The organism is Streptomyces sp. NPDC101219, from assembly GCF_044767675.1.
Taxonomy (GTDB): domain Bacteria; phylum Actinomycetota; class Actinomycetes; order Streptomycetales; family Streptomycetaceae; genus Streptomyces.
Genome location: NZ_JBIWOK010000003.1, coordinates 137,939 through 156,722, shown reverse-complemented (window position 1 = coordinate 156,722; position 18,784 = coordinate 137,939). Strand labels below are relative to the sequence as shown.

Below are 18,784 nucleotides of genomic sequence, written 5' to 3'. Positions count from 1 at the left end.
GCATGAGCAGTGAACAGCACGGGCGGGACCAGCGGCTGCGGATCGCGTACTCGCCGTGCCCGAACGACACGTTCGTCTTCGACGCCCTCGCCCACGGCCGGGTACCCTCGGCGCCCGCCCTCGACGTCACCTTCGCCGACATCGACATCACCAACGGGATGGCCGAACGCGGCGAGCACGACGTGCTGAAGGTGTCCTACGCGGTGCTGCCGTACGTCCTCGACGACTACGCGCTGCTGCCCTGCGGGGGCGCGCTGGGGCGCGGCTGCGGGCCGCTGGTGCTGACCCGCGAGGAGGGCCTGGCGGGCGGGGACCTGGCGGGCCGCACGGTCGCCGTGCCGAGTGAACGGTCCACGGCGTACCTGCTGTTCCGGCTGTGGGCGGCGGACGTGGTGCCCGGTGGGGTCGGCCGGATCGTGGTGATGCCGTTCCACGAGATCATGCCCGCCGTGCGGGACGGCCACGTCGACGCGGGCCTGGTGATCCACGAGGCGCGTTTCACGTACCGGAACTACGGGCTGCACAAGCTGGCCGACATGGGCGAGCACTGGGAGCACACCACCGGCCTGCCGATCCCGCTCGGCGCGATCATCGCCAGGCGGTCGCTGGGCACCGAGGCCCTGACCGGGCTGGCGGACGCGGTACGGGCCTCCGTGCGGGCCGCCTGGGACGACCCGGAGGCGTCGCGGCCGTACGTGATGGAGCACGCGCAGGAGATGGACCCGGCCGTCGCCGACCAGCACATCGGGCTGTACGTCAACGAGTTCACCGCGGACCTCGGCGAGGACGGTTACGCGGCGGTGCGGGGGCTGCTGACGCGGGCGGCGGCCGAGGGCCTGGTGCCGCCGCTGGGCCCGGACGCGCTGCGGTTCCCGTAGGCGCGGACGTAGGGCGCGGCCCCGTGGGCGCGGGGCCGCGGACGCGGTCCCGTGAGTGCGGCCCCGTGAGTGCGATCCCGTGAGTGCGACGACGGCCGCGGTACGGGTACCGCGGCCGTTCTCCTGTCATCGGGCGGCGACCGCCCTCCTGGTCCTACACGTCGAGCTGGTCGGCGACCGCGCGCAGCAGGCCGGCGATCTTCTTGCCGGAGGCGCGGTCGGGGTAGCGGCCGCCCTCCAGCTGCGGGGTGATGTTCTCCAGCAGTGTGGTCAGGTCCTGGACGATGGAGGCCAGTTCGTCCGGCTTGCGGCGCTGGGCCGCCGCGACCGACGGGGTGGGGTCGAGCACGGTCAGGGAGAGGGCCTGGTCACCGCGCTGTCCGGCGACCACGCCGAACTCCACGCGCTGGCCCGGCTTGAGTGTCTCGACTCCGGCGGGGAGGACCGAGGAATGGACGAAGACGTCACCGCCGTCGTCTCGGGAGAGAAAGCCGAAGCCCTTCTCACTGTTGAACCACTTGACCTTGCCGGTAGGCACGTCTGTCCTCGTCCTTGTGCTCGTCGGGAAAACTGCTCGGAAACGGCTCTTGATAGCACTGGGGCGGGCCTGGTGACCCGCCGGTACCAAGGCTAATGGTCTTCAGGCCCGTGACAAGACGTCCCCCGGTTGTTCTCTCGGGCAGGGAACTACCCTGGTCGAGTGCGTGACAAAACCCAAGCGAATTCCGCGGCGCCCGGTGACGGCCTGGTCCGTGCCGGTGGCATCGTCTTCATCATCGGTGCCGTGGCCACTCTGGTCACGGTGGCCCCGTTGTTCCTCGGAACGACGCCCTTTCCGACGTACATGTTCGTGCTGAGCATGCTGATGGGCGTCGGATTCCTGATGGCCGGGGCGGGCGTTCTGCGTTCCGCCGCGGCCGGCCGGCGTCAGGCGCGGTCGAGGGAGCGGTCCGAGCGGTAGTCCGAAAACCATCCCGGGAATTCCGTGAGGCCGGTGAGGACGACGTCCGCGCCCGCCGCACGGAGTTCCCCGGCGTCGCACGGCCCGGTGGTGACCGCGACGGACAGCGCACCGGCGGTCCGCGCGCCGCGCACGTCGCCCACGTGGTCGCCGACGTAGACGTGCGCGCCGTGCTCGCGCAGCGCGAGCGCCTTCTGCTCGGCCCACAGCCCGCCGATCACGGCGTCCGGCTCGATGCCGAGGTGGGCGAGGTGCAGTTTGGCGTTCGGCTCGTACTTCGCGGTGACGACGATCGCCCGCCCGCCGGCCTCCCGCACGGCGGCGACGGCCTCGCGGGCGCCGGGCAGGGCGAGGGCAGGCGCGATGGCGAACTCCGGGTACATCGACCGGTACAGCTCCGTCGCCTCGTCCACCCGCTCGGCCGGGAACCAGTTGACCAGCTCCTCGGCGAGCGGCGGCCCGAGCCGGGTCACCGCGAGATCGGCGTCGATGTACGTCCCGGTCCGCTCCGCCAGCGCCAGGTAGCAGGCCCGGATCCCCGGCCGCGAGTCGATCAGCGTCATGTCGAGGTCGAACCCGACGGTCGGTCCGGCCGACCCGGAGGACGCCGGGGACGGGGTCACGGACACGGACGCGGACACGGACGCGGAGGGGTGCGGGGTCGTGGAGGCCATGCCCGCCATTGTGCCCGTCGCCCCACCGTGCCCGGCAGGACGCCTCGGCGCCCGCCTGCCTGCCGGCCGACCCGGGACGCGGGCGGGCAGGCAGGCGGGCGGGACAGCGGTGAGCGGGCCGAGACCCCGGGGCGACGCGGCGCGGACAGCGGGCCAGCAGCGGGCAGCGAGCAGCGGCCATTCGGCCAGCGGACCGGCGGACCGGCGCCCCACCAAAACACCGGCAGACCGCCTCGGCACCCGCCTGCCGGCAGGTCGGGAAACCGACGGGCAGGCACTGAGCAGAGCCGAGGCCCCGAAACGACCGACCGCGACGAAGACAGCGGGCCGGCGGCCAGCAGCAGACACCGGCCGCCACCCGACCAGTGGACCGGCAGACCAGCGCCCCCCGAGTCACCGGGCGCCCCGCCGAGGCACCGGCACAGCAGCTCGCGCCCCGGGCCCCGCGCCCGTCTCACCTCTGCCGCTGCGACCGCCACACGAGGAAGAGCGCCGAGGCGACGGCGGCGCCGCGGACCACCCACGGCCAGGTCTCGGAGACCGCTTCGTTCATCGCGCCCTCGGCGATGGGCTCGCCCCAGCGGCCGGCGGTGCGGCCCCACAGCCAGGTGAGGCCCGCGGTGAGCGCCAGGCCGGGGATGACGACGACCGCCCACTTGGACTCGGCCGGGGTCAGGCGGCGGGACGCCCAGGCGATGAGCCAGCCGAGGAGCAGGGCGAGCCACGTGCCGAGGACGGCGCCCGCGACGAGGAGGGCGGCGGCGAGCAGCAGGAGGGGGTTGTTCCAGCTCCCGTTGGAGGGACGCCACAGGCGCCGCCGCGCGGGTGCCTCCACGGCGGCCGGGACGGCGTCGGCGGGCTCGGCGGCGTCGGCGTCCGCCCCGGCCCCGGCACCGGCACCGGCAGCGGCACCGGCACCGGCGGGCGGTGTCCCGTCCGGCGGGGGCTTGAGCAGTTCCGGGATCTCGACGCCGCCGATGAAGCCGGGCACCTCGTCGCCGACGCCGAAGGGGCTGCTGTCCACCCGCCACCAGTCGGGCTGGGTCGCGCTGTCACCGAGCTCGTCCGTGCCGGCCCGGTGCGGGGACGACGGGACGTCGGCGGGCGGGGGAGCCGGGTCCGGGGCGGACGGCGCGGCCGGGCGGGGGCCGGGCACGATCCGGCCCAGGACGCCCTTGGGGCGGCCGGGACGCTTGGTCAGGTCGGTGGCGGGGGCGCTCCCGGCCTCCCGTGCCCCGCCCTCGCGCTGCACGGGGACGGCGGCGGGGGCGCTCGCCGCCGGGGCGTCGGCGGCCTCCGGCGCGGGGCCGGCGGTGTGCGTGGCCGCCGTCACGACCTCGCTGGGGGTGCCGATCCGGGACAGGATGCGGCGCACGGCGGCCGGGGAGTCCACCACGGCCTTCGCGCGGCGCCGGTCGATCTCGTCGCGCAGTTCGGTGACCAGCCGCATGCGCGCCGACGAGGGCAGCTGCCGTTGCTGAGCCACGTCGCCGACGCGGCTCAGGTACTCGTAGACGACCTGGTCACTCTCGATACCCACGAAGTCCCCTCGGGGGCGGATGCGTTGGCTCACACCGTCGCCCGACGGTACCGCGAGTCGCGCCGCCCGGCCCAACTCCACACGCCCCACCGGCATACCCCACCCGCTACCGTGATGCGGATGAGCACCGAGGAGAAGCCCGCGGCGGCGCCACGATCCCTCGCCGAAGCCCTCCGGAGGCGGGACGACGCCTCCCTCGCCGCGCTCCTGCGCAGCCGCCCGGACCTCATCACGCCCGTGCCCACCGACCTCACCCAGCTCGCCACCCGGGCCGGGACGCGGGCCTCGGTGGTGCGGGCGCTGGAGCGGCTGGACCGGTTCGCGCTGCAGACGGCGGAGGCGCTGGCGGTGGCCGGGGACCCGGCGTCGTACGGGGAGCTGCTCGGGCTGCTGGCGGGCGACGACGGTGATCCGGCCGTCGCCGCCGCCCTGCCGCGGGCGCTGGGCACGCTGCGGGAGCAGGCGCTGGTGTGGGGCGGGGACGACGTGCTCCGGCTGGTGCGCACGGCCCGCGAGCTGCTGTCGCCGTCCCCGCAGCATCCGTCGCCGACCGGGCTGGGCCCGTCGGTGCGGGAGGCCGCCGCGGGGATGTCGCCGGGGCGGATCCAGGAGGTCGTGGTGGCGGCGGGGCTGGCGTCCACGCACGACTCGGTGTCCGCCGTGGCGGCGCTGGCCGCGCTGTTCGGTGACCGGGAGCGGATGGCCGCCCTGCTGGACGAGGCCCCGGCCGAGTCGGTCGAGGTGCTGGAGCGGCTGTTGTGGGGTCCGCCGTACGGCCAGGTCACGGCGGATCCAGCGCCTCGGCTGCGCTGGCTGCTCGACCGGGGGCTGCTGTTGCCGACGGCGCCCGGGACGGTGGTCCTGCCGCGTGAGGTGGCCCTGCACCTGCGGGGCGGGCGGGCGCACCGGGTGACCGAGCCGGTGCCGCCGCCCGTGGAGTCCGCGGGCACGCACCGCCCGCAGGTGGTGGACGCGACGGCGGCCGGGCAGGCGTACACCGCGCTGGCGACGGTGGAGGAACTGCTGAAGGACTGGGACGAGGGCGGGCCCGCCGTGCTGCGGTCCGGCGGGCTGAGCGTGCGGGACCTGAAGCGGACCGCCGTCGCGCTGGACGTGCCGGAGCCGGCCGCCGCGTTCTGGGTGGAACTGGCCTACGCGGCCGGGCTGCTGGCCTCCGACGGTGAGGAGGACGAGCGGTACGCGGCGACCCCCGCCTACGACGAGTGGCGGGAGCGGCCCGCGGCCGAGCGCTGGGCGCAGCTGGCGTCCGCGTGGCTGACGGCGACGCGGGCGCCGGGGCTGGTCGGTGGGCGGGACGCGAAGGACCGGGCGCTGGCGGCGCTGGGTCCGGGTCTGGACCGGTCGGCGGCGCCCGAGGTGCGGCACCGGGTGCTGACGCTGCTGGCGGGGCTGCCGGAGGGGCACGCCGCGGCCGACGCCTCGGTGCTGGCGCGGCTGCGCTGGGAGCGGCCGTTGCGGGGCCGGGGCGGGGCCGCCGACCGGCAGGACGCCGGGCAGCGGACCGCCGGGGCGGCCTCCGGTGCGGCCGCGTCCGCTGCGGCCTCCGGGGACGGCGACGACCTGCGCTCCCGGCTCGCCCGCTGGACGCTGGCCGAGGCGGAGATGCTGGGCGTGACCGGTCGGGGCGCGCTGTCCACGCACGGCCGCGCCCTGCTCGGCGCCCCGGCGGCGGCGTCCGGTCCCCGCGGCACGGAACGGGCGGACGCGGCGGACCGGGGCCCCGGCGACAAGCTGCCCGTGCACCACCGCACCGCCCCGCTGCCGGTCCCGGCCCCCCTCTCCCCCGCCGAGCAGGCCACGGCGTCGGCGGCCGCCGCCCGGTTGCTGGCGCCGCTGCTGCCGGAACCGCTGGACCACGTGCTGCTGCAGGCCGACCTGACGGCGGTCGCGCCGGGCCCGCTGCAGCGGCCGCTCGCCGATGTGCTCGACGTGCTGGCGGACGTGGAGTCCAAGGGCGGGGCGACCGTCTACCGGTTCACGCCGGGTTCCGTCCGGCGTGCCCTGGACGCCGGGCAGACCGCCGCCGACCTGCACGCCTTCCTCGCCGCGCACTCCCGCACGCCGGTGCCGCAGCCGCTGGCGTACCTGATCGACGACGTGGCCCGCCGGCACGGGCACCTGCGGGTGGGCGCCGCCTCGGCGTACGTGCGCTGCGACGACGACGCCGTGCTCAACGAGATCCTCGCCGACAAGCGGGCCGCCGGTCTGGGCCTGCGCCGCCTCGCGCCGACGGTGCTGGCCGCACGGACCGATCCGGCGGGCCTGCTGGAGGGGCTGCGGTCCATGGGGTTCGCGCCGGCCGCCGAGTCCGCCGAGGGCGACGTCCTGATCACCCGCGCGCACGCCCGCCGCACCCCGCCGCGCACGGCCCCCGAGCCGGTCCCGGACGGGCCGCCGGTGCCCGACGCGACCCTGCTCACGGCGGCGATCCGCGCCATCCGGGCCGGCGACCTCGCCTCCACCGCCCCCCTGAAAGCCGCGGGGGACGGCGACGGGCCGGTCCAGGGCGGCGAGCTGCCGCGCACCACCGCCGCCGAGACGCTGGCCACGATGCAGGCCGCCGTCCTGACCGGCGAGGCGCTGTGGATCGGCTACGTCAACGCCGACGGCGCGGCCAGCCAGCGCGTCATCGCGCCGGTCCGCGTCGAGGGCGGCTTCGTCACGGCGTACGACCACACGGCCGACGAGGTCCGCACGTATCCGCTGCACCGGATCACGGGGGTGGCGGAGCTGGCCGACGAGGAGCGGTGAACACCCCGGCGGACCTCGACGGACCCCGACAGACCCCGACAGACACCCGGCGGACCCCCGACGGACCCACGGCGACCCCAACCGGACCCCCGCCGGTGAACAAGCTCACGCCCTTCCGGCCGGGGTGATACGGCCCGCTCCGGGCCGTGCGGGCCCGCGATCAGGCAAACTGGACGATTGGCCGAGCAGTGCCCGTGCCGAGCCCGTCGCCAGAAAGGCAGCCGCGCGTGAATGGTCCGCTCATCGTCCAGTCCGACAAGACCCTTCTCCTCGAGGTCGACCACGAGCAGGCCGACGACTGCCGGCGCGTCATCGCCCCCTTCGCCGAACTCGAACGCGCGCCCGAGCACATCCACACCTACCGGGTGACCCCGCTCGGCCTGTGGAACGCGCGGGCGGCGGGCCACGACGCCGAGCAGGTCGTCGACGCGCTGGTGCAGTACAGCCGCTACCCGGTGCCGCACGCGCTGCTCGTCGACATCGCCGAGACGATGGACCGCTACGGGCGGCTCAGCCTGGTCAAGCACCCGGCGCACGGCCTCGTCCTGACCAGCACCGACCGGCCCGTGCTGGAGGAGGTGCTGCGCTCGAAGCGCATCGCGCCCCTGGTCGGCGCCCGCATCGATCCCGACACCGTCGCCGTGCACCCTTCGGAGCGCGGGCAGATCAAGCAGACGCTGCTGAAGCTGGGCTGGCCGGCCGAGGACCTCGCCGGGTACGTGGACGGCGAGGCGCACCCCATCGAGCTGCACGAGGACGGGTGGGCGCTGCGCCCGTACCAGAAGCAGGCGGTGGAGAACTTCTGGCACGGCGGCTCCGGCGTGGTCGTGCTGCCCTGCGGCGCGGGCAAGACCCTCGTCGGCGCCGGGTCCATGGCGCAGGCGAAGTCGACGACGCTGATCCTGGTCACCAACACGGTCTCGGCCCGGCAGTGGAAGCACGAGCTGGTGAAGCGGACCTCGCTGACCGAGGAGGAGATCGGCGAGTACAGCGGGACGAAGAAGGAGATCCGCCCCGTCACCATCGCCACCTACCAGGTGCTCACCACCCGGCGGAAGGGCGTGTACCCGCACCTGGAGCTGTTCGACTCCCGGGACTGGGGCCTGATCGTCTACGACGAGGTGCACCTGCTGCCCGCCCCCGTCTTCAAGTTCACCGCCGACCTCCAGGCGCGGCGGCGGCTCGGCCTGACCGCGACGCTGGTGCGGGAGGACGGCCGCGAGTCGGACGTGTTCTCGCTGATCGGGCCGAAGCGGTTCGACGCGCCGTGGAAGGAGATCGAGGCGCAGGGCTACATCGCGCCCGCCGACTGCGTCGAGGTCCGGGTCAATCTCACCGACTCCGAGCGGCTGGCGTACGCGACCGCCGAGACGGAGGAGAAGTACCGCTTCTGCGCGACGACCGCGACGAAGCGGAAGGTGACGGAGGCGATCGTGCGCCGCTTCGCCGGTCAGCAGATCCTCGTCATCGGCCAGTACATCGACCAGCTCGACGAGCTGGGCGAACACCTCGGCGCCCCCGTGATCAAGGGCGAGACGACCAACCTGCAGCGGGAGAAGCTGTTCGAGGCGTTCCGCCAGGGCGAGATCAGCGTGCTGGTGGTGTCCAAGGTCGCCAACTTCTCGATCGACCTGCCGGAGGCGACGGTCGCCATCCAGGTGTCGGGCACCTTCGGCTCCCGCCAGGAGGAGGCCCAGCGGCTCGGCCGGGTGCTGCGTCCCAAGTCGGACGGGCACCAGGCGCACTTCTACTCCGTGGTCGCCCGGGACACCATCGACCAGGACTTCGCGGCACACCGCCAGCGGTTCCTGGCGGAGCAGGGCTACGCGTACCGGATCGTGGACGCGGACGAGCTGCTGGCGGAGGGCTGACGGGGGGCGGTGCCTACCGCCGGCGGACGCCTGCCTCCTCGCCGTACTCGCCGAGGAGGACGACGTCGAAGGCGGCGCCGACGAAGACCTTGACGGCGCGCAGGGCGTCACCGAGACGGTGCGGGCGGCTGCCGCGCAGTGAGGTCGCGCCGGTCGGCCGGACCGGCGGTGCGGTGGGGTGGACGGTCGCTGTACTCATGTCTCCATGGTTGCTCCCCGCCCCCGGTACGGGCATCGGCCCAGGGACCTGATCCACAAGGCCCGCGCGTACGCCTCCCGGCCGACCCGTAGCCCTCAGGCAGGAGGGGGCGGTCCCCTAGGGGACGGTCCCGTCACCCCGCCGGGCGGACAAAAGCGTTTGGAACGCACCGGCCGCGCGTCCTAGACTCTCCGCTCTTCCCCGCCTCCCCTTCATGGAGCGCCGCCGCCCGGACGGAAACCGGCCGGCATCCTCGCACCACACCCGCAGCAGGTCATCCGGAGGCACCCCCTTGTCCGCGTCCACGCCCGTAGACGAGCCCGTAGACAGTTCCGTCGGCACCCCGAGGGCCGCCGACGACCCGCTCGCCCGCGAACGCTCCCACCTCGCCGCGTCCCGCTCCGCGCTGCGCGCGATGCGCGAGGACGTCGAAGCCCTCGACATCCGGGACGTCACCGCCAACTGGGTCAACGCGGCCGTCCTGGAACGCCAGATCGAGGACCGCGTCAAGGCGCTGGCCGACCTCAGCGACACCCCGCTGTTCTTCGGCCGGCTCGACTACGCGCACGCCCCGGGCGCCGAGGGCGCGGAAGGGGCCGGGGGCGAGCGGTTCTACATCGGGCGCCGCCACGTGCACGACGGGGAGGGCGACCCCATGGTCATCGACTGGCGTGCCCCGGTGTCGCAGCCGTTCTACCGGGCCTCCCGCACGGACCCGATGGACGTGGCGCTGCGCCGCCGCTTCGGCTACACCGGCGGCGACCTCACCGCCTACGAGGACGAGCACCTCGGCGACCCGGCGGAGACGGCCGGGCCCAGCAGGCTGCTCCAGCAGGAGATCGAACGCCCGCGCGTCGGCCCGATGCGGGACATCGTCGCCACCATCCAGCCCGAGCAGGACGAGATCGTGCGGTCCGGCCTGTCCGGCAGCGTGTGCGTGCAGGGCGGCCCCGGCACCGGCAAGACGGCCGTCGGCCTGCACCGCGTCGCCTACCTGCTGTACGCGCACCGCGAGCGGCTGGCCCGCACCGGCACCCTCGTCGTCGGCCCCAACCGGTCGTTCCTGCACTACATCGAGCAGGTACTGCCCGCGCTGGGCGAACTGACCGTGCAGCAGGCCACGGTCGACGACCTCGTCGCACACGTCGAGGTGCGCGGGGCGGACGACGCCGCGGCCGCGGCCGTCAAGGGCGACGCCCGGATGGCCGAGGTGCTGCGCCGGGCGCTGTACGCGCACGTGACGATGCCCACCGAGCCGGTCGTGGTGGTGCGCGGCTCCCGCCGCTGGCGCGTCCCGGCGTACGAACTGGAGGACATCGTCAGGGAGTTGCTGGAGCGGGACATGCGCTACGGGGCCGCCCGCGACGCCCTGCCGCAGCGCATCGCGCACGCCGTGCTGGTGCAGATGGAGCGGTCCGGCGAGGCACCGGACGACCGGGTGCAGGACACGGTGGCCCGCAACAGCGCGGTGAAGGCAGCGGTCAAGGCGGTCTGGCCGGACGTCGACCCGGCGAAACTGGTGCTGCGGCTGCTGGGCGACGCGGACTTCCTGGCGGAGCACGCCGAGGGCCTGCTCGACGCCGGGGAGCAGAAGGCCGTCCTGTGGGCGAAGCCCGCGCGGTCGGTGAAGTCGGCGAAGTGGTCGGCAGCCGACGCCGTCCTCATCGACGAGGCGGCCGACCTGATCCGGCGCACCCACTCCCTCGGGCACGTGGTGCTCGACGAGGCGCAGGACCTGTCGCCCATGCAGTACCGCGCGGTGGGCCGCCGCTGCACCACCGGCTCGGCGACCGTCCTCGGCGACCTCGCCCAGGGCACCACTCCGTGGGCGACCCGGAGCTGGGACGAGGCGCTGGCCCACCTCGGCAAGCGGGACGCGGTCGTCGAGGAGCTGACCGCAGGGTTCCGCGTGCCGGCCGACGTCATCGCCTACGCCTCCCGGCTGCTCCCCCGCATCGCGCCCGGGCTGACCCCCGTCGCGTCGATCCGCGAGAACCCCGGCTTCTTCGACATCCGCCGGGTCGGCGGACCGGCCGACGTGCTGGCCGCCTGCCGCGAACTGCTGCGCCGCGAGGGCTCGGTCGGCCTGATCGCCGCCGACGCCCGCGTGCCGGAGCTGGCGGAGCGGCTCACCGCCGAGGGCGTCGGCTTCGTCGCCCCCGGCGAGGAGACCACGCACACCACCCGCCTCACGCTCGTCCCGGCGTCCCTGGCCAAGGGCCTGGAGTACGACTACGTGGTGCTGGACGAGCCGGGCGCCGTGGTCACCGCCGAACCCGACGAACGAACCGGCCTGCGCCGGCTGTACGTGGCGCTGACGCGCGCGGTGTCGGGGCTGATCGTCACGCACACCGGCCCGCTGCCGGAGCAGCTGGCCGCCTGAGGTCCGCGGCCGACGCGGGCCGCGGAGACAGTTCGGGCAGGGGCGGCACGGGGGCACCCGGGCCCCGGCGGCACCGGGACCGGCGCGCCGTCGGGCTCAGTCCCCGTCCACCGCCCTCCGCCACCGGGCGACGGCGTCGGCCGACACCGGCCCGTCCCAGCCCTGCGGCCGGGCCGCCCCGCCGATGTGGAAGGCGTCGAGTCCGGCCGCGAGCAGCGTGGGGACGTGGTCCAGGCGCAGCCCGCCGCCGACCAGCACCTGCTGCGCGTACCCGGGCTCGCCGCGCCGGCCGGCCTCCGCGCACAGCACGGGCAGTCCGTCGTCGACACCGGCCGGCGATCCCGCGGTGAGGTAGGTGTCCAGGCCCGGGAGCCCGTCGAGCTGCTTGCGCAGGGCGTCCCGGTCGGCGGCGCGGTCGATGGCACGGTGAAACGTCCACCGGCAGCCGTCCAGCGCCCCGGCGACCCGCTCCACCGCGCCCAGGTCGACCCGGCCCCGGGCGTCCAGGAACCCGAGCACGAACTCCTCGGCCCCGGCCGCGCGCAGCTCCCCCGCGACCTCCACCAGCCGGTCCACGTCCCCGGCGGCGAAGCCGTCCGCCAGCCGCAGCATCACCCGCAGCGAGAGGTCGACGGCGGCACGGATCCCGGCCACCGTCCCGGGGGACGGGGTGAGCCCGTCGGCCGACATGTCGGTGACCAGTTCCAGCCGGTCCGCGCCTCCCTCCTGGGCGGCGACCGCGTCCTCGACGCCGAGGGCGATCACCTCCAGGACCGCACGCTTGCTCATGGGACCCCATTCATCCGTTCATCGGTGCAGCGACATCGACATCGACACGCCATCGCCGTCGCCATCGCCATCGCCATCGCCATCGAGAACGACAGGCTACGACTACAGGTCTAGTCCAATCCACCCTACGCCCATGCCGGAGCCCCGCCCGTCGCGGCCCCACGCGCGGTACTCAGTCCCCGAAGATGTTCAGCTCCTCCGCCCGCGCCCCCGCCAGCTCGTACGACGCGCCGTGCACCGGGCGCCCCGCGTACAGGCGCACCAGGGTGGCGCCGTCCCCGATGTAGCGGGCGGGCGGCCGCTCGCCCGAGACGTCGCCCAGGCGCAGTGGCTCGTCGGCGTCGTCGAGGTCGGCGTGCAGGGGGAGGCGGTGGTCGCGGCAGGTCACGTAGGCCAGCAGGGCGAGCGCCTGCGGCAGCCGGCCGCCGCCGTACGCGCCCGGCTCGCCGAAGGTCTCCCGGAGGTCCCCGGCGTGCACCCACTCCCCCAGCGCGAGCACGTCCAGCACCCCGCCCGCCCGGGCAATCACCGGCCCGGCCTCGGTCAGCCCGCGCTCGAACTCGTCCACGATCCGCCCGTTGCTCCAGTCGGCCCGCTCGGCGATGTCCCGGTCGTTGGACTCGGGGGAGAACACGCCCTTCTCGAAGCGGCTCTCCAGGACGCGGGTGAAGGCGGACGAGCAGTGCGCCAGCACGTCCCGCACCGTCCATCCGGGACACGCGGCGACCGGCAGCGCGAAGTCCTCGTCCTTCCTGGCCCGCAGCAACGGCACCAGGGCGTCCCGCTCGTCGGTGAGCAGCCGCCCGGGCAGCTCGGGGTCACGTACGTCGTGCACATCGGCAGGAGTCGTCATACGACCCACGCTAACGGCGGCACCGCCCCGGAGGGCGGCTCTTCTCCGGGTGGCCGCCCCGTCATTCCGCGGCGGGGGCGGTGAGTGAGGCGAGCTCGCCCAGGACGCGGGCGGCCGGCGCCGGATCGACCAGCCACTTCAGGTGGCTGCCCGGCAGCGTGCGGACGTCGTACGGGTTGTCCGGGGTCAGCGCGTCGCCCTCACGGATCAGCCGGTCCTGCAGCGCGAGCGGCATGCTCGCGTCGTCGGCCAATCGCAGATACGTCCGCGGGACCGTGCCCCAGGTCGCGGCCTGCGCCCGGTCGGCGGAGGTGCCGACGTCCAGGTTCTCGTCGGGCTGGAAGGTGTTGAGGAAGGTCAGGAACTCCTCGTCGGTGCCGTCGGCGAGGAAAGCCGCCTTGAACGCGGCGAGGGCGGCCGGGTCCGCGGTGCGGAAGTTGACGCGGAGCAGGCCGAGTTCGGCGGGGTTGCCGGCCGCCGCCAGGCCCAGGGAGGCGGCGTCGAAGTCGGCCATCTCCGGCTCGGCGTGGTAGGCGCCGACGTCGAGCGCGACCGGGCACCAGGCCGCGACGTAGACGATGCGGTCGATCAGGTCCGGCCGGGCGTTGGCCGCCGCGGTGGCCGTGACGCCGCCCCGGCTGTGCGCAACGAGGATCACCGGGCCGTTCCGCCTGGCCCGCTCCAGGATCCCGATCAGGTGCGCGGCGTTGTCGGCCAGCGTGACGCCCTTGATCGCGCCGGGCGCGGCGGCGAGGGCTTCCAGGTCCTGCGGCGCCTGGTAGGCCCGGGTGTAGGTGGCCCCGAAGCCGTGGCCGGGCAGGTCGACGGCGACCGACCGGTGCCCGAGGAGGCCGAGTTCGGCCTGGAGCGGCGCGAAGGAGAAGGAGTTCGCGAAGGCCCCGTGGACCAGGACGTAGGTCGGTTGCACTCGGCAGCTCGCTTCTTCCGGCGACGTGGGCGCGGCACGCGGACGGACGTTCGCGCACCGGCCGGTCACCCTACCGAGCCGAAGATCACCCGGCCCATCATTTTTCGGCCCGCCGCAACGGCCCGCACCCGGAACAATGGGCCCATGGCCGACACCGATGACGCCGATGACGCCGACAACGCCCTGCGTGACCGCTTCGCCCGCGCGCTGGAGGGGGCCCGGGGCCCGGGCGGCGGGCCCGATCCGGGGCCGTACGCCGACAACCTGCTGGCGCGCTGGCGGGAGCCGCAGCGGCGGTACCACACCGTCGCCCACCTCACGGCGGTCCTCGACCGCGTCGACGAGCTGGCGGAGTACGCCGGGGACCCGGACGTCGTCCGTCTCGCCGCCTGGTTCCACGACGCCGTGTACCTGCCGGACCGCTCGGAGAACGAGGAGCGCTCGGCCCGGCTCGCCGAGCGGGCGCTGCCCGAGGCCGGGGTGCCGGAGGCGAAGGCGGCGGAGGTGGCGCGGCTGGTGCGGCTCACCGTGACGCACGACCCGGCCGACGACGACCGGAACGGCCAGGTGCTGTGCGACGCCGACCTGGCGGTCCTCGCCGGGTCCCCGTCCGCGTACGCCGCCTACACGGTCGCCGTCCGCGAGGAGTACCACTTCGTCCCGAACGATGCCTTCCGCGCCGGCCGTGCCGACGTGCTGCGCCAACTCCTCGCCCTGCCCCGCCTGTTCCGCACCCCGTACGGGGCGGAGCACTGGGAGGCCACCGCGCGCCACAACCTGCGCGGGGAACTGGAAATGCTGTCGACCCCGGCGCCGCCGTCCTCCTAGCCTGCCCCCATGGATGCTGCGGGCGCACAACAGGTCGAGGAAGCCGTCGCGGACTGTGTGCGCGCGCTGGGAGCGGTCGCGGACCGGGACTGGCGGGCGGTGCGGGCCGGCCGTCTGGAGTGGGACTGCCGGCGGACGGCGGAGCACATCGCCGAAGATCTCATCACGTACGCGGGGCAGCTGGCCGGACGGGCCGCCGACGCCTACGTGCCGTTCGAGATCGTCCTGGACGACGGCACCGACAACGCCGGTGCCCTGCACGTGATCCGCACGACCGGGACCCTGCTGGCCGCGACGCTGCGGACCACCCCCCGCGCGGTACGCGCCTTCCACCCGTACCCCTTCCGGCACGCCGACCGCACGGGCTTCGCCGCGATGGGCGTGGCCGAGGTGCTGCTGCACACGCACGATGTCACCGAGGGCCTGGGCATGGCGTACGAACCGCCCGCCGCGCTCGCCGAGTTCGTGCTGACCCGGATCTTCCCCGAGGTGATGCCCGGTCCCGCGCCCTGGCCGACGCTGCTGTGGGCGACGGGGCGCGGGGACCTGCCCGGCCGGGAGCCCGTGACCGCGTGGCGGTGGAGCAACAACGTGGTGGTCCCGGCAGGCCGGCTCACCCTGGAGGGCGTCACCCCGGCCGCTGCGGCCGACCTGGCGGTGGGCGGGGGCGGCGGGTTCACCTGGGTGGACTCGGGACCGTACGACGGGACGCGGGACGCGGCCGGGGCGCTGCTCAAGGCGTACGGGGCGGGGGTGCTGCGGGCCCGGTGGGGGATGTTCGTGATGGTGCGCCGGGAGGACGACCGCGCGGTCGGCGGCATCGGCTTCCACGGCCCGCCGGACGAGGACGGCCGGGTGGAGATCGGCTACGACCTGTCCCCCGAGGCGCGCGGCCACGGGTACGCGACGGAGGCGCTGCGCGCGCTGTCGGCGTGGGCGCTGGAGCAGCCGGAGGTGACCTCGGTGTTCGCGGCCACCGAACCGGACAACCTCGCGTCGCAGGCCGTGATCGGGCGGGCCGGGTTCACCCGGATCGGCGGGGGCGAGGAGGAGTTCGCCTACGAGCTGCGCCGCTGACCCGGGCCGCCCACGGCCGGCCCGGGAAGCGGACGGGGGGCGAAGGCGCCCCCGGCGCCGGAGAGACCCGGGCCACCGGCAAGAGCCGAGCCGCCAGGGAGGTCCGAGCCGCCAGGGAGGTCCGGGCCACCGGGCAGACCCGAGCCCCCGGAAAGACCCGGGGCGCCGGAGAGGCCCTGCACCGCGCCCCTGCCCGTCCCCGTGCTCGCGCCCTTCCGGCGGCGCAGGCCCGCTCCGTGCAGCAGGCGCACCACCTCGCGGCTGCTGACCTCCAGCGCGCCGGCCAGCACAAACTCCCCGTAACGGTGCTCGGGGATGTCGTAGTGGTCGCGTTCGAAGGCGCGGCGGGGGACGCCGAGGCGGGCGGCGAACAGGTGGAGCTCGTCGTAGGAGACGTCGCTGACCAGGTGAGACCACAGGCGGCCGTGGCCCGGCCAGGTGGGCGGGTCGATGTAGAGCGTCACGAGGGCGGGGCGCCTTCCGCTCTCCCGCCGCCCGGCGCCGAGCCGAGCGCGCCGACGGCCGCGACCTTCACGCCCGCCTTGTGGCACACCCAGTGCGGGTCGGGGCCGAGCTCCGGCTCCACCTCCAGCGCGTGCGGGTCCCCGGAGCCGCAGACCGGGCAGACGGGCCAGCGGCCGTACCGTTCCAGCAGGGCGTCCTGGACGTCCTGGGCGACGAGTCCGGCGAGGAACTCGCTGCCCTCCGGCCACTGTTCGACCCACCAGCGGCGGTGGGTGACGGACTCCTCGACCAGCGACACCACGTCCGCGTCCGCGACCTCGCGCGCGGCGAGGTCGGCGAGCACGAGGGCACGGGCCGCGTGCAGCGCCTGTTCGAGTCGGGTGACGGGGGGCTTGTCGGGGTGCATGCCCCTATTGTGCGCACTCTTGACCGCGACACCGGAACGAAAATATCTTTCAGGGGTGACCCAGGAAGTGAAGGAAATTTTCGCCAGGGAGCGCGGCCCCGGCGGCTCCGCCTCCGCACCGCCCGCCCCCGCCGCCCTCGCGGCCAAGGTCCGCACCCTGGCACCGTCGATGACCCGCTCCATGCAGCGCGTCGCCGAGGCCGTCGCGGCCGACCCGGCCGGCTGCGCGGCGCTCACGGTCACCGGCCTCGCCGAGCTGACCGGCACCAGCGAGGCCACCGTCGTGCGCACCGCCCGGCTGCTCGGCTACCCGGGCTACCGCGATCTGCGCCTGGCCCTCGCCGGACTGGCCGCCCAGCAGCAGTCCGGCCGGGCCCCGGCCATCACGACCGACATCGCGGTGGACGACCCCATCGCCGACGTCGTCGCGAAGCTGGCCTACGACGAGCAGCAGACCCTCGCCGACACCGCCGCCGGCCTGGACACCGTCCAGCTCGGTGCCGCCGTCACCGCCCTGGCGGGCGCCCGCCGCACCGACGTGTACGGCCTCGGCGCCTCGGGCCTGGTCGCGCAGGACCTCACCCAGAAGCTGCTGCGCATAGGTCTGATAGCGCACGCCCCCAGCGACCCGCACCTCGCCGTGACCAACGCGGTGCAGCTGCGTCCCGGCGACGTGGCGATCGCCATCACGCACTCCGGGTCGACGGGGGACGTCATCGAGCCGCTGCGGGTGGCCTTCGAGCACGGGGCGACCACGGTGGCGGTCACCGGCCGGCCCGACGGCCCCGTCACGCAGTACGCCGACCACGTGCTGACCACGTCCACGGCCCGCGAGAGCGAGCTGCGCCCGGCGGCGATGTCCTCCCGGACCAGCCAACTGCTCGTCGTGGACTGCCTGTTCGTCGGCGTGGCGCAGCGGACGTACGAGCAGGCGGCCCCGGCCCTGTCGGCGTCGTACGAGGCGCTGGCCCACCGGCACCGCAGCGGGCCCCGGTAGCGGGCGGGCGCCGCCCCACGGGCGGCCGGCCCCCGGCCCCCGGCGCCCCCCGACCACGCACCCCCCGGACCGCACCACCCCGGGCTCCCCCCAGCGGTGCCGCCGCCGATCACCCGGCCGCGGCACGCCCCGGAACCACGGAACAGACCGACCGGAGAGACCGGAGACCGGAGAGACCCGCCCCATGACCGACATGTCCCACCCCAGCGATCTCCGCGCCCAGCTGGAGACGCTGGCCACCGAGGCGTTCCGGCCCGAGCTCGCCGGCATCGACCGGCTGCCCACCCTCGACATCGCACGGCTGATGAACGCCGAGGACGCCACCGTCGCCACCGCGGTCGCCCGGCGGCTGCCGGAGATCGCCGCCGCCATCGACGCCGTCGCCGACCGCATGGCCCGCGGCGGCCGGCTCGTCTACGCGGGCGCCGGCACCGCCGGGCGGCTCGGCGTCCTGGACGCCTCCGAGTGCCCGCCGACCTTCAACACCCGCCCCGGCCAGGTGATCGGCCTCATCGCGGGCGGCCCCGACGCCATGGTCACCTCCGTCGAGGGCGCCGAGGACTCCGCCGCCCTCGCCGAGGCCGACCTGGCCGCGCTGGGCCTGACCGCCGACGACACCGTGGTCGGCATCTCCGCCTCCGGCCGCACCCCGTACGCCGTCGGCGCCGTCACCCACGCCCGGGCCCTCGGCGCCCTCACCGTCGGGCTGGCCTGCAACCCGGACAGCGCGCTGGCCGCCGCCGCCGAACACGGCATCGAGGTGGTCGTCGGGCCGGAACTGCTCACCGGCTCCACCCGCCTCAAGGCGGGCACCGCCCAGAAACTCGTCCTCAACATGCTGTCGACGATCACGATGATCCGGCTCGGCAAGACGTACGGGAACCTGATGGTCGACGTACGGGCCTCCAACGACAAGCTGCGCGCCCGCTCCCACCGGATCGTCGCCCTGGCCACCGGAGCGGACGACGCGGCCGTCGAGCGGGCCCTGACGGCCACCGGCGGCGAGGTCAAGCACGCCATCCTGGTGCTGCTCACCGACGCGGACGCCGGCACCGCGGCCCGGCTGCTGGACGAGGCGGACGGCCACCTGCGGGCCGCGCTCGCGAAGGCCGGGAGCAGCGGGCCCGCGGACGCCTGACGTCACCGCGGGCTGTGACAGGTCC

At 75.1% G+C, this 18,784-nt stretch carries 17 protein-coding genes and 1 pseudogene; 9 read left to right on the top strand and 9 right to left on the bottom strand.

The genetic code is table 11. The annotated features are described in order from the left end of the window. Nucleotides 1–2: 2 nt before the first annotated feature. Nucleotides 3–878, top strand: a complete 876-nt coding sequence (locus ACIRPP_RS06890; protein WP_403638591.1) for a 1,4-dihydroxy-6-naphthoate synthase — start codon at nt 3–5, stop codon at nt 876–878. A 154-nt stretch (nt 879–1,032) separates the two neighbouring features. Here the strand turns inward: ACIRPP_RS06890 and ACIRPP_RS06885 are convergent, their stop codons facing one another. Continuing rightward, the gene (locus ACIRPP_RS06885) at nt 1,033–1,416 is read right to left on the bottom strand and encodes a cold-shock protein (protein WP_164333825.1); all 384 of its coding nucleotides are present in this window, start codon (nt 1,414–1,416) and stop codon (nt 1,033–1,035) included. A 162-nt stretch (nt 1,417–1,578) separates the two neighbouring features. Here ACIRPP_RS06885 and ACIRPP_RS06880 point away from each other — a divergent pair, with 162 nt between their 5' ends. Then, the gene (locus ACIRPP_RS06880; RefSeq protein WP_164347474.1) at nt 1,579–1,839 is read left to right on the top strand and encodes a hypothetical protein; all 261 of its coding nucleotides are present in this window, start codon (nt 1,579–1,581) and stop codon (nt 1,837–1,839) included. Here ACIRPP_RS06880 and ACIRPP_RS06875 read toward each other — a convergent pair. Beyond that, nucleotides 1,806–2,513 (bottom strand): HAD family hydrolase, encoded by a 708-nt coding sequence (locus ACIRPP_RS06875; protein ID WP_403638589.1) that lies wholly within the window; start codon nt 2,511–2,513, stop codon nt 1,806–1,808. The genes ACIRPP_RS06880 and ACIRPP_RS06875 overlap by 34 nt on opposite strands. 454 nt (nt 2,514–2,967) lie before the next feature. Continuing rightward, on the bottom strand, nt 2,968–4,053 hold the full coding sequence (locus ACIRPP_RS06870) for a hypothetical protein (protein WP_403638587.1): 1,086 nt from the start codon (nt 4,051–4,053) through the stop codon (nt 2,968–2,970). Between the two features lie 120 nt (nt 4,054–4,173). Here ACIRPP_RS06870 and ACIRPP_RS06865 point away from each other — a divergent pair, with 120 nt between their 5' ends. Together ACIRPP_RS06865 and ACIRPP_RS06860 are read left to right on the top strand one after the other, a co-directional pair. Beyond that, a complete protein-coding gene (locus ACIRPP_RS06865; protein ID WP_403638585.1) occupies nt 4,174–6,825 on the top strand; it encodes a helicase-associated domain-containing protein in 2,652 nt (883 codons plus the stop codon). A gap of 227 nt (nt 6,826–7,052) precedes the next feature. After that, nucleotides 7,053–8,696: a DNA repair helicase XPB gene (locus ACIRPP_RS06860; RefSeq protein WP_360595307.1), complete on the top strand. Its 1,644-nt coding sequence runs from the start codon at nt 7,053–7,055 to the stop codon at nt 8,694–8,696. A 13-nt stretch (nt 8,697–8,709) separates the two neighbouring features. Here the strand turns inward: ACIRPP_RS06860 and ACIRPP_RS06855 are convergent, their stop codons facing one another. Next, entirely contained in the window at nt 8,710–8,895 is a 186-nt protein-coding gene (locus ACIRPP_RS06855) for a hypothetical protein (protein WP_403638583.1), read from the bottom strand. 292 nt (nt 8,896–9,187) lie between these two features. Here ACIRPP_RS06855 and ACIRPP_RS06850 point away from each other — a divergent pair, with 292 nt between their 5' ends. Then, entirely contained in the window at nt 9,188–11,278 is a 2,091-nt protein-coding gene (locus tag ACIRPP_RS06850; RefSeq protein ID WP_403638581.1) for a HelD family protein, read from the top strand. 96 nt (nt 11,279–11,374) lie between these two features. Here the strand turns inward: ACIRPP_RS06850 and ACIRPP_RS06845 are convergent, their stop codons facing one another. The 3 genes from ACIRPP_RS06845 to ACIRPP_RS06835 all read right to left on the bottom strand — a co-directional run bounded on the left by ACIRPP_RS06845 (nt 11,375) and on the right by ACIRPP_RS06835 (nt 13,848). Beyond that, nucleotides 11,375–12,067, bottom strand: coding sequence for a copper homeostasis protein CutC (locus ACIRPP_RS06845; RefSeq protein WP_403638580.1), 693 nt, complete (start codon nt 12,065–12,067; stop codon nt 11,375–11,377). Between the two features lie 172 nt (nt 12,068–12,239). Further along, complete coding sequence (locus tag ACIRPP_RS06840) at nt 12,240–12,920, bottom strand: maleylpyruvate isomerase family mycothiol-dependent enzyme (RefSeq protein WP_403638579.1); 681 nt, start codon at nt 12,918–12,920, stop codon at nt 12,240–12,242. A gap of 61 nt (nt 12,921–12,981) precedes the next feature. Further along, nucleotides 12,982–13,848, bottom strand: coding sequence for an alpha/beta fold hydrolase (locus tag ACIRPP_RS06835; RefSeq protein ID WP_403638578.1), 867 nt, complete (start codon nt 13,846–13,848; stop codon nt 12,982–12,984). A gap of 144 nt (nt 13,849–13,992) precedes the next feature. On the opposite strand from ACIRPP_RS06835, the gene ACIRPP_RS06830 reads away from it, so the two are divergent. Beyond that, nucleotides 13,993–14,676: a hypothetical protein gene (locus ACIRPP_RS06830; protein WP_403638576.1), complete on the top strand. Its 684-nt coding sequence runs from the start codon at nt 13,993–13,995 to the stop codon at nt 14,674–14,676. Between the two features lie 9 nt (nt 14,677–14,685). After that, a complete protein-coding gene (locus tag ACIRPP_RS06825; RefSeq protein ID WP_403638574.1) occupies nt 14,686–15,753 on the top strand; it encodes a GNAT family N-acetyltransferase in 1,068 nt (355 codons plus the stop codon). A 203-nt stretch (nt 15,754–15,956) separates the two neighbouring features. On the opposite strand, the pseudogene ACIRPP_RS06820 reads toward ACIRPP_RS06825, so the two are convergent. Continuing rightward, nucleotides 15,957–16,217: pseudogene (locus tag ACIRPP_RS06820) on the bottom strand (DUF4031 domain-containing protein); the annotation flags it as partial. Next, the gene (locus ACIRPP_RS06815; RefSeq protein ID WP_164335441.1) at nt 16,214–16,624 is read right to left on the bottom strand and encodes a hypothetical protein; all 411 of its coding nucleotides are present in this window, start codon (nt 16,622–16,624) and stop codon (nt 16,214–16,216) included. The gene ACIRPP_RS06815 and the pseudogene ACIRPP_RS06820, both read right to left, overlap by 4 nt. A 55-nt stretch (nt 16,625–16,679) precedes the next feature. Here ACIRPP_RS06815 and ACIRPP_RS06810 point away from each other — a divergent pair, with 55 nt between their 5' ends. Together ACIRPP_RS06810 and murQ are read left to right on the top strand one after the other, a co-directional pair. After that, complete coding sequence (locus tag ACIRPP_RS06810) at nt 16,680–17,621, top strand: MurR/RpiR family transcriptional regulator (RefSeq protein ID WP_403638572.1); 942 nt, start codon at nt 16,680–16,682, stop codon at nt 17,619–17,621. Between the two features lie 184 nt (nt 17,622–17,805). Next, nucleotides 17,806–18,759, top strand: a complete 954-nt coding sequence (murQ, locus tag ACIRPP_RS06805) for an N-acetylmuramic acid 6-phosphate etherase (protein WP_403638570.1) — start codon at nt 17,806–17,808, stop codon at nt 18,757–18,759. The last annotated feature ends 25 nt before the right edge of the window (nt 18,760–18,784 follow it).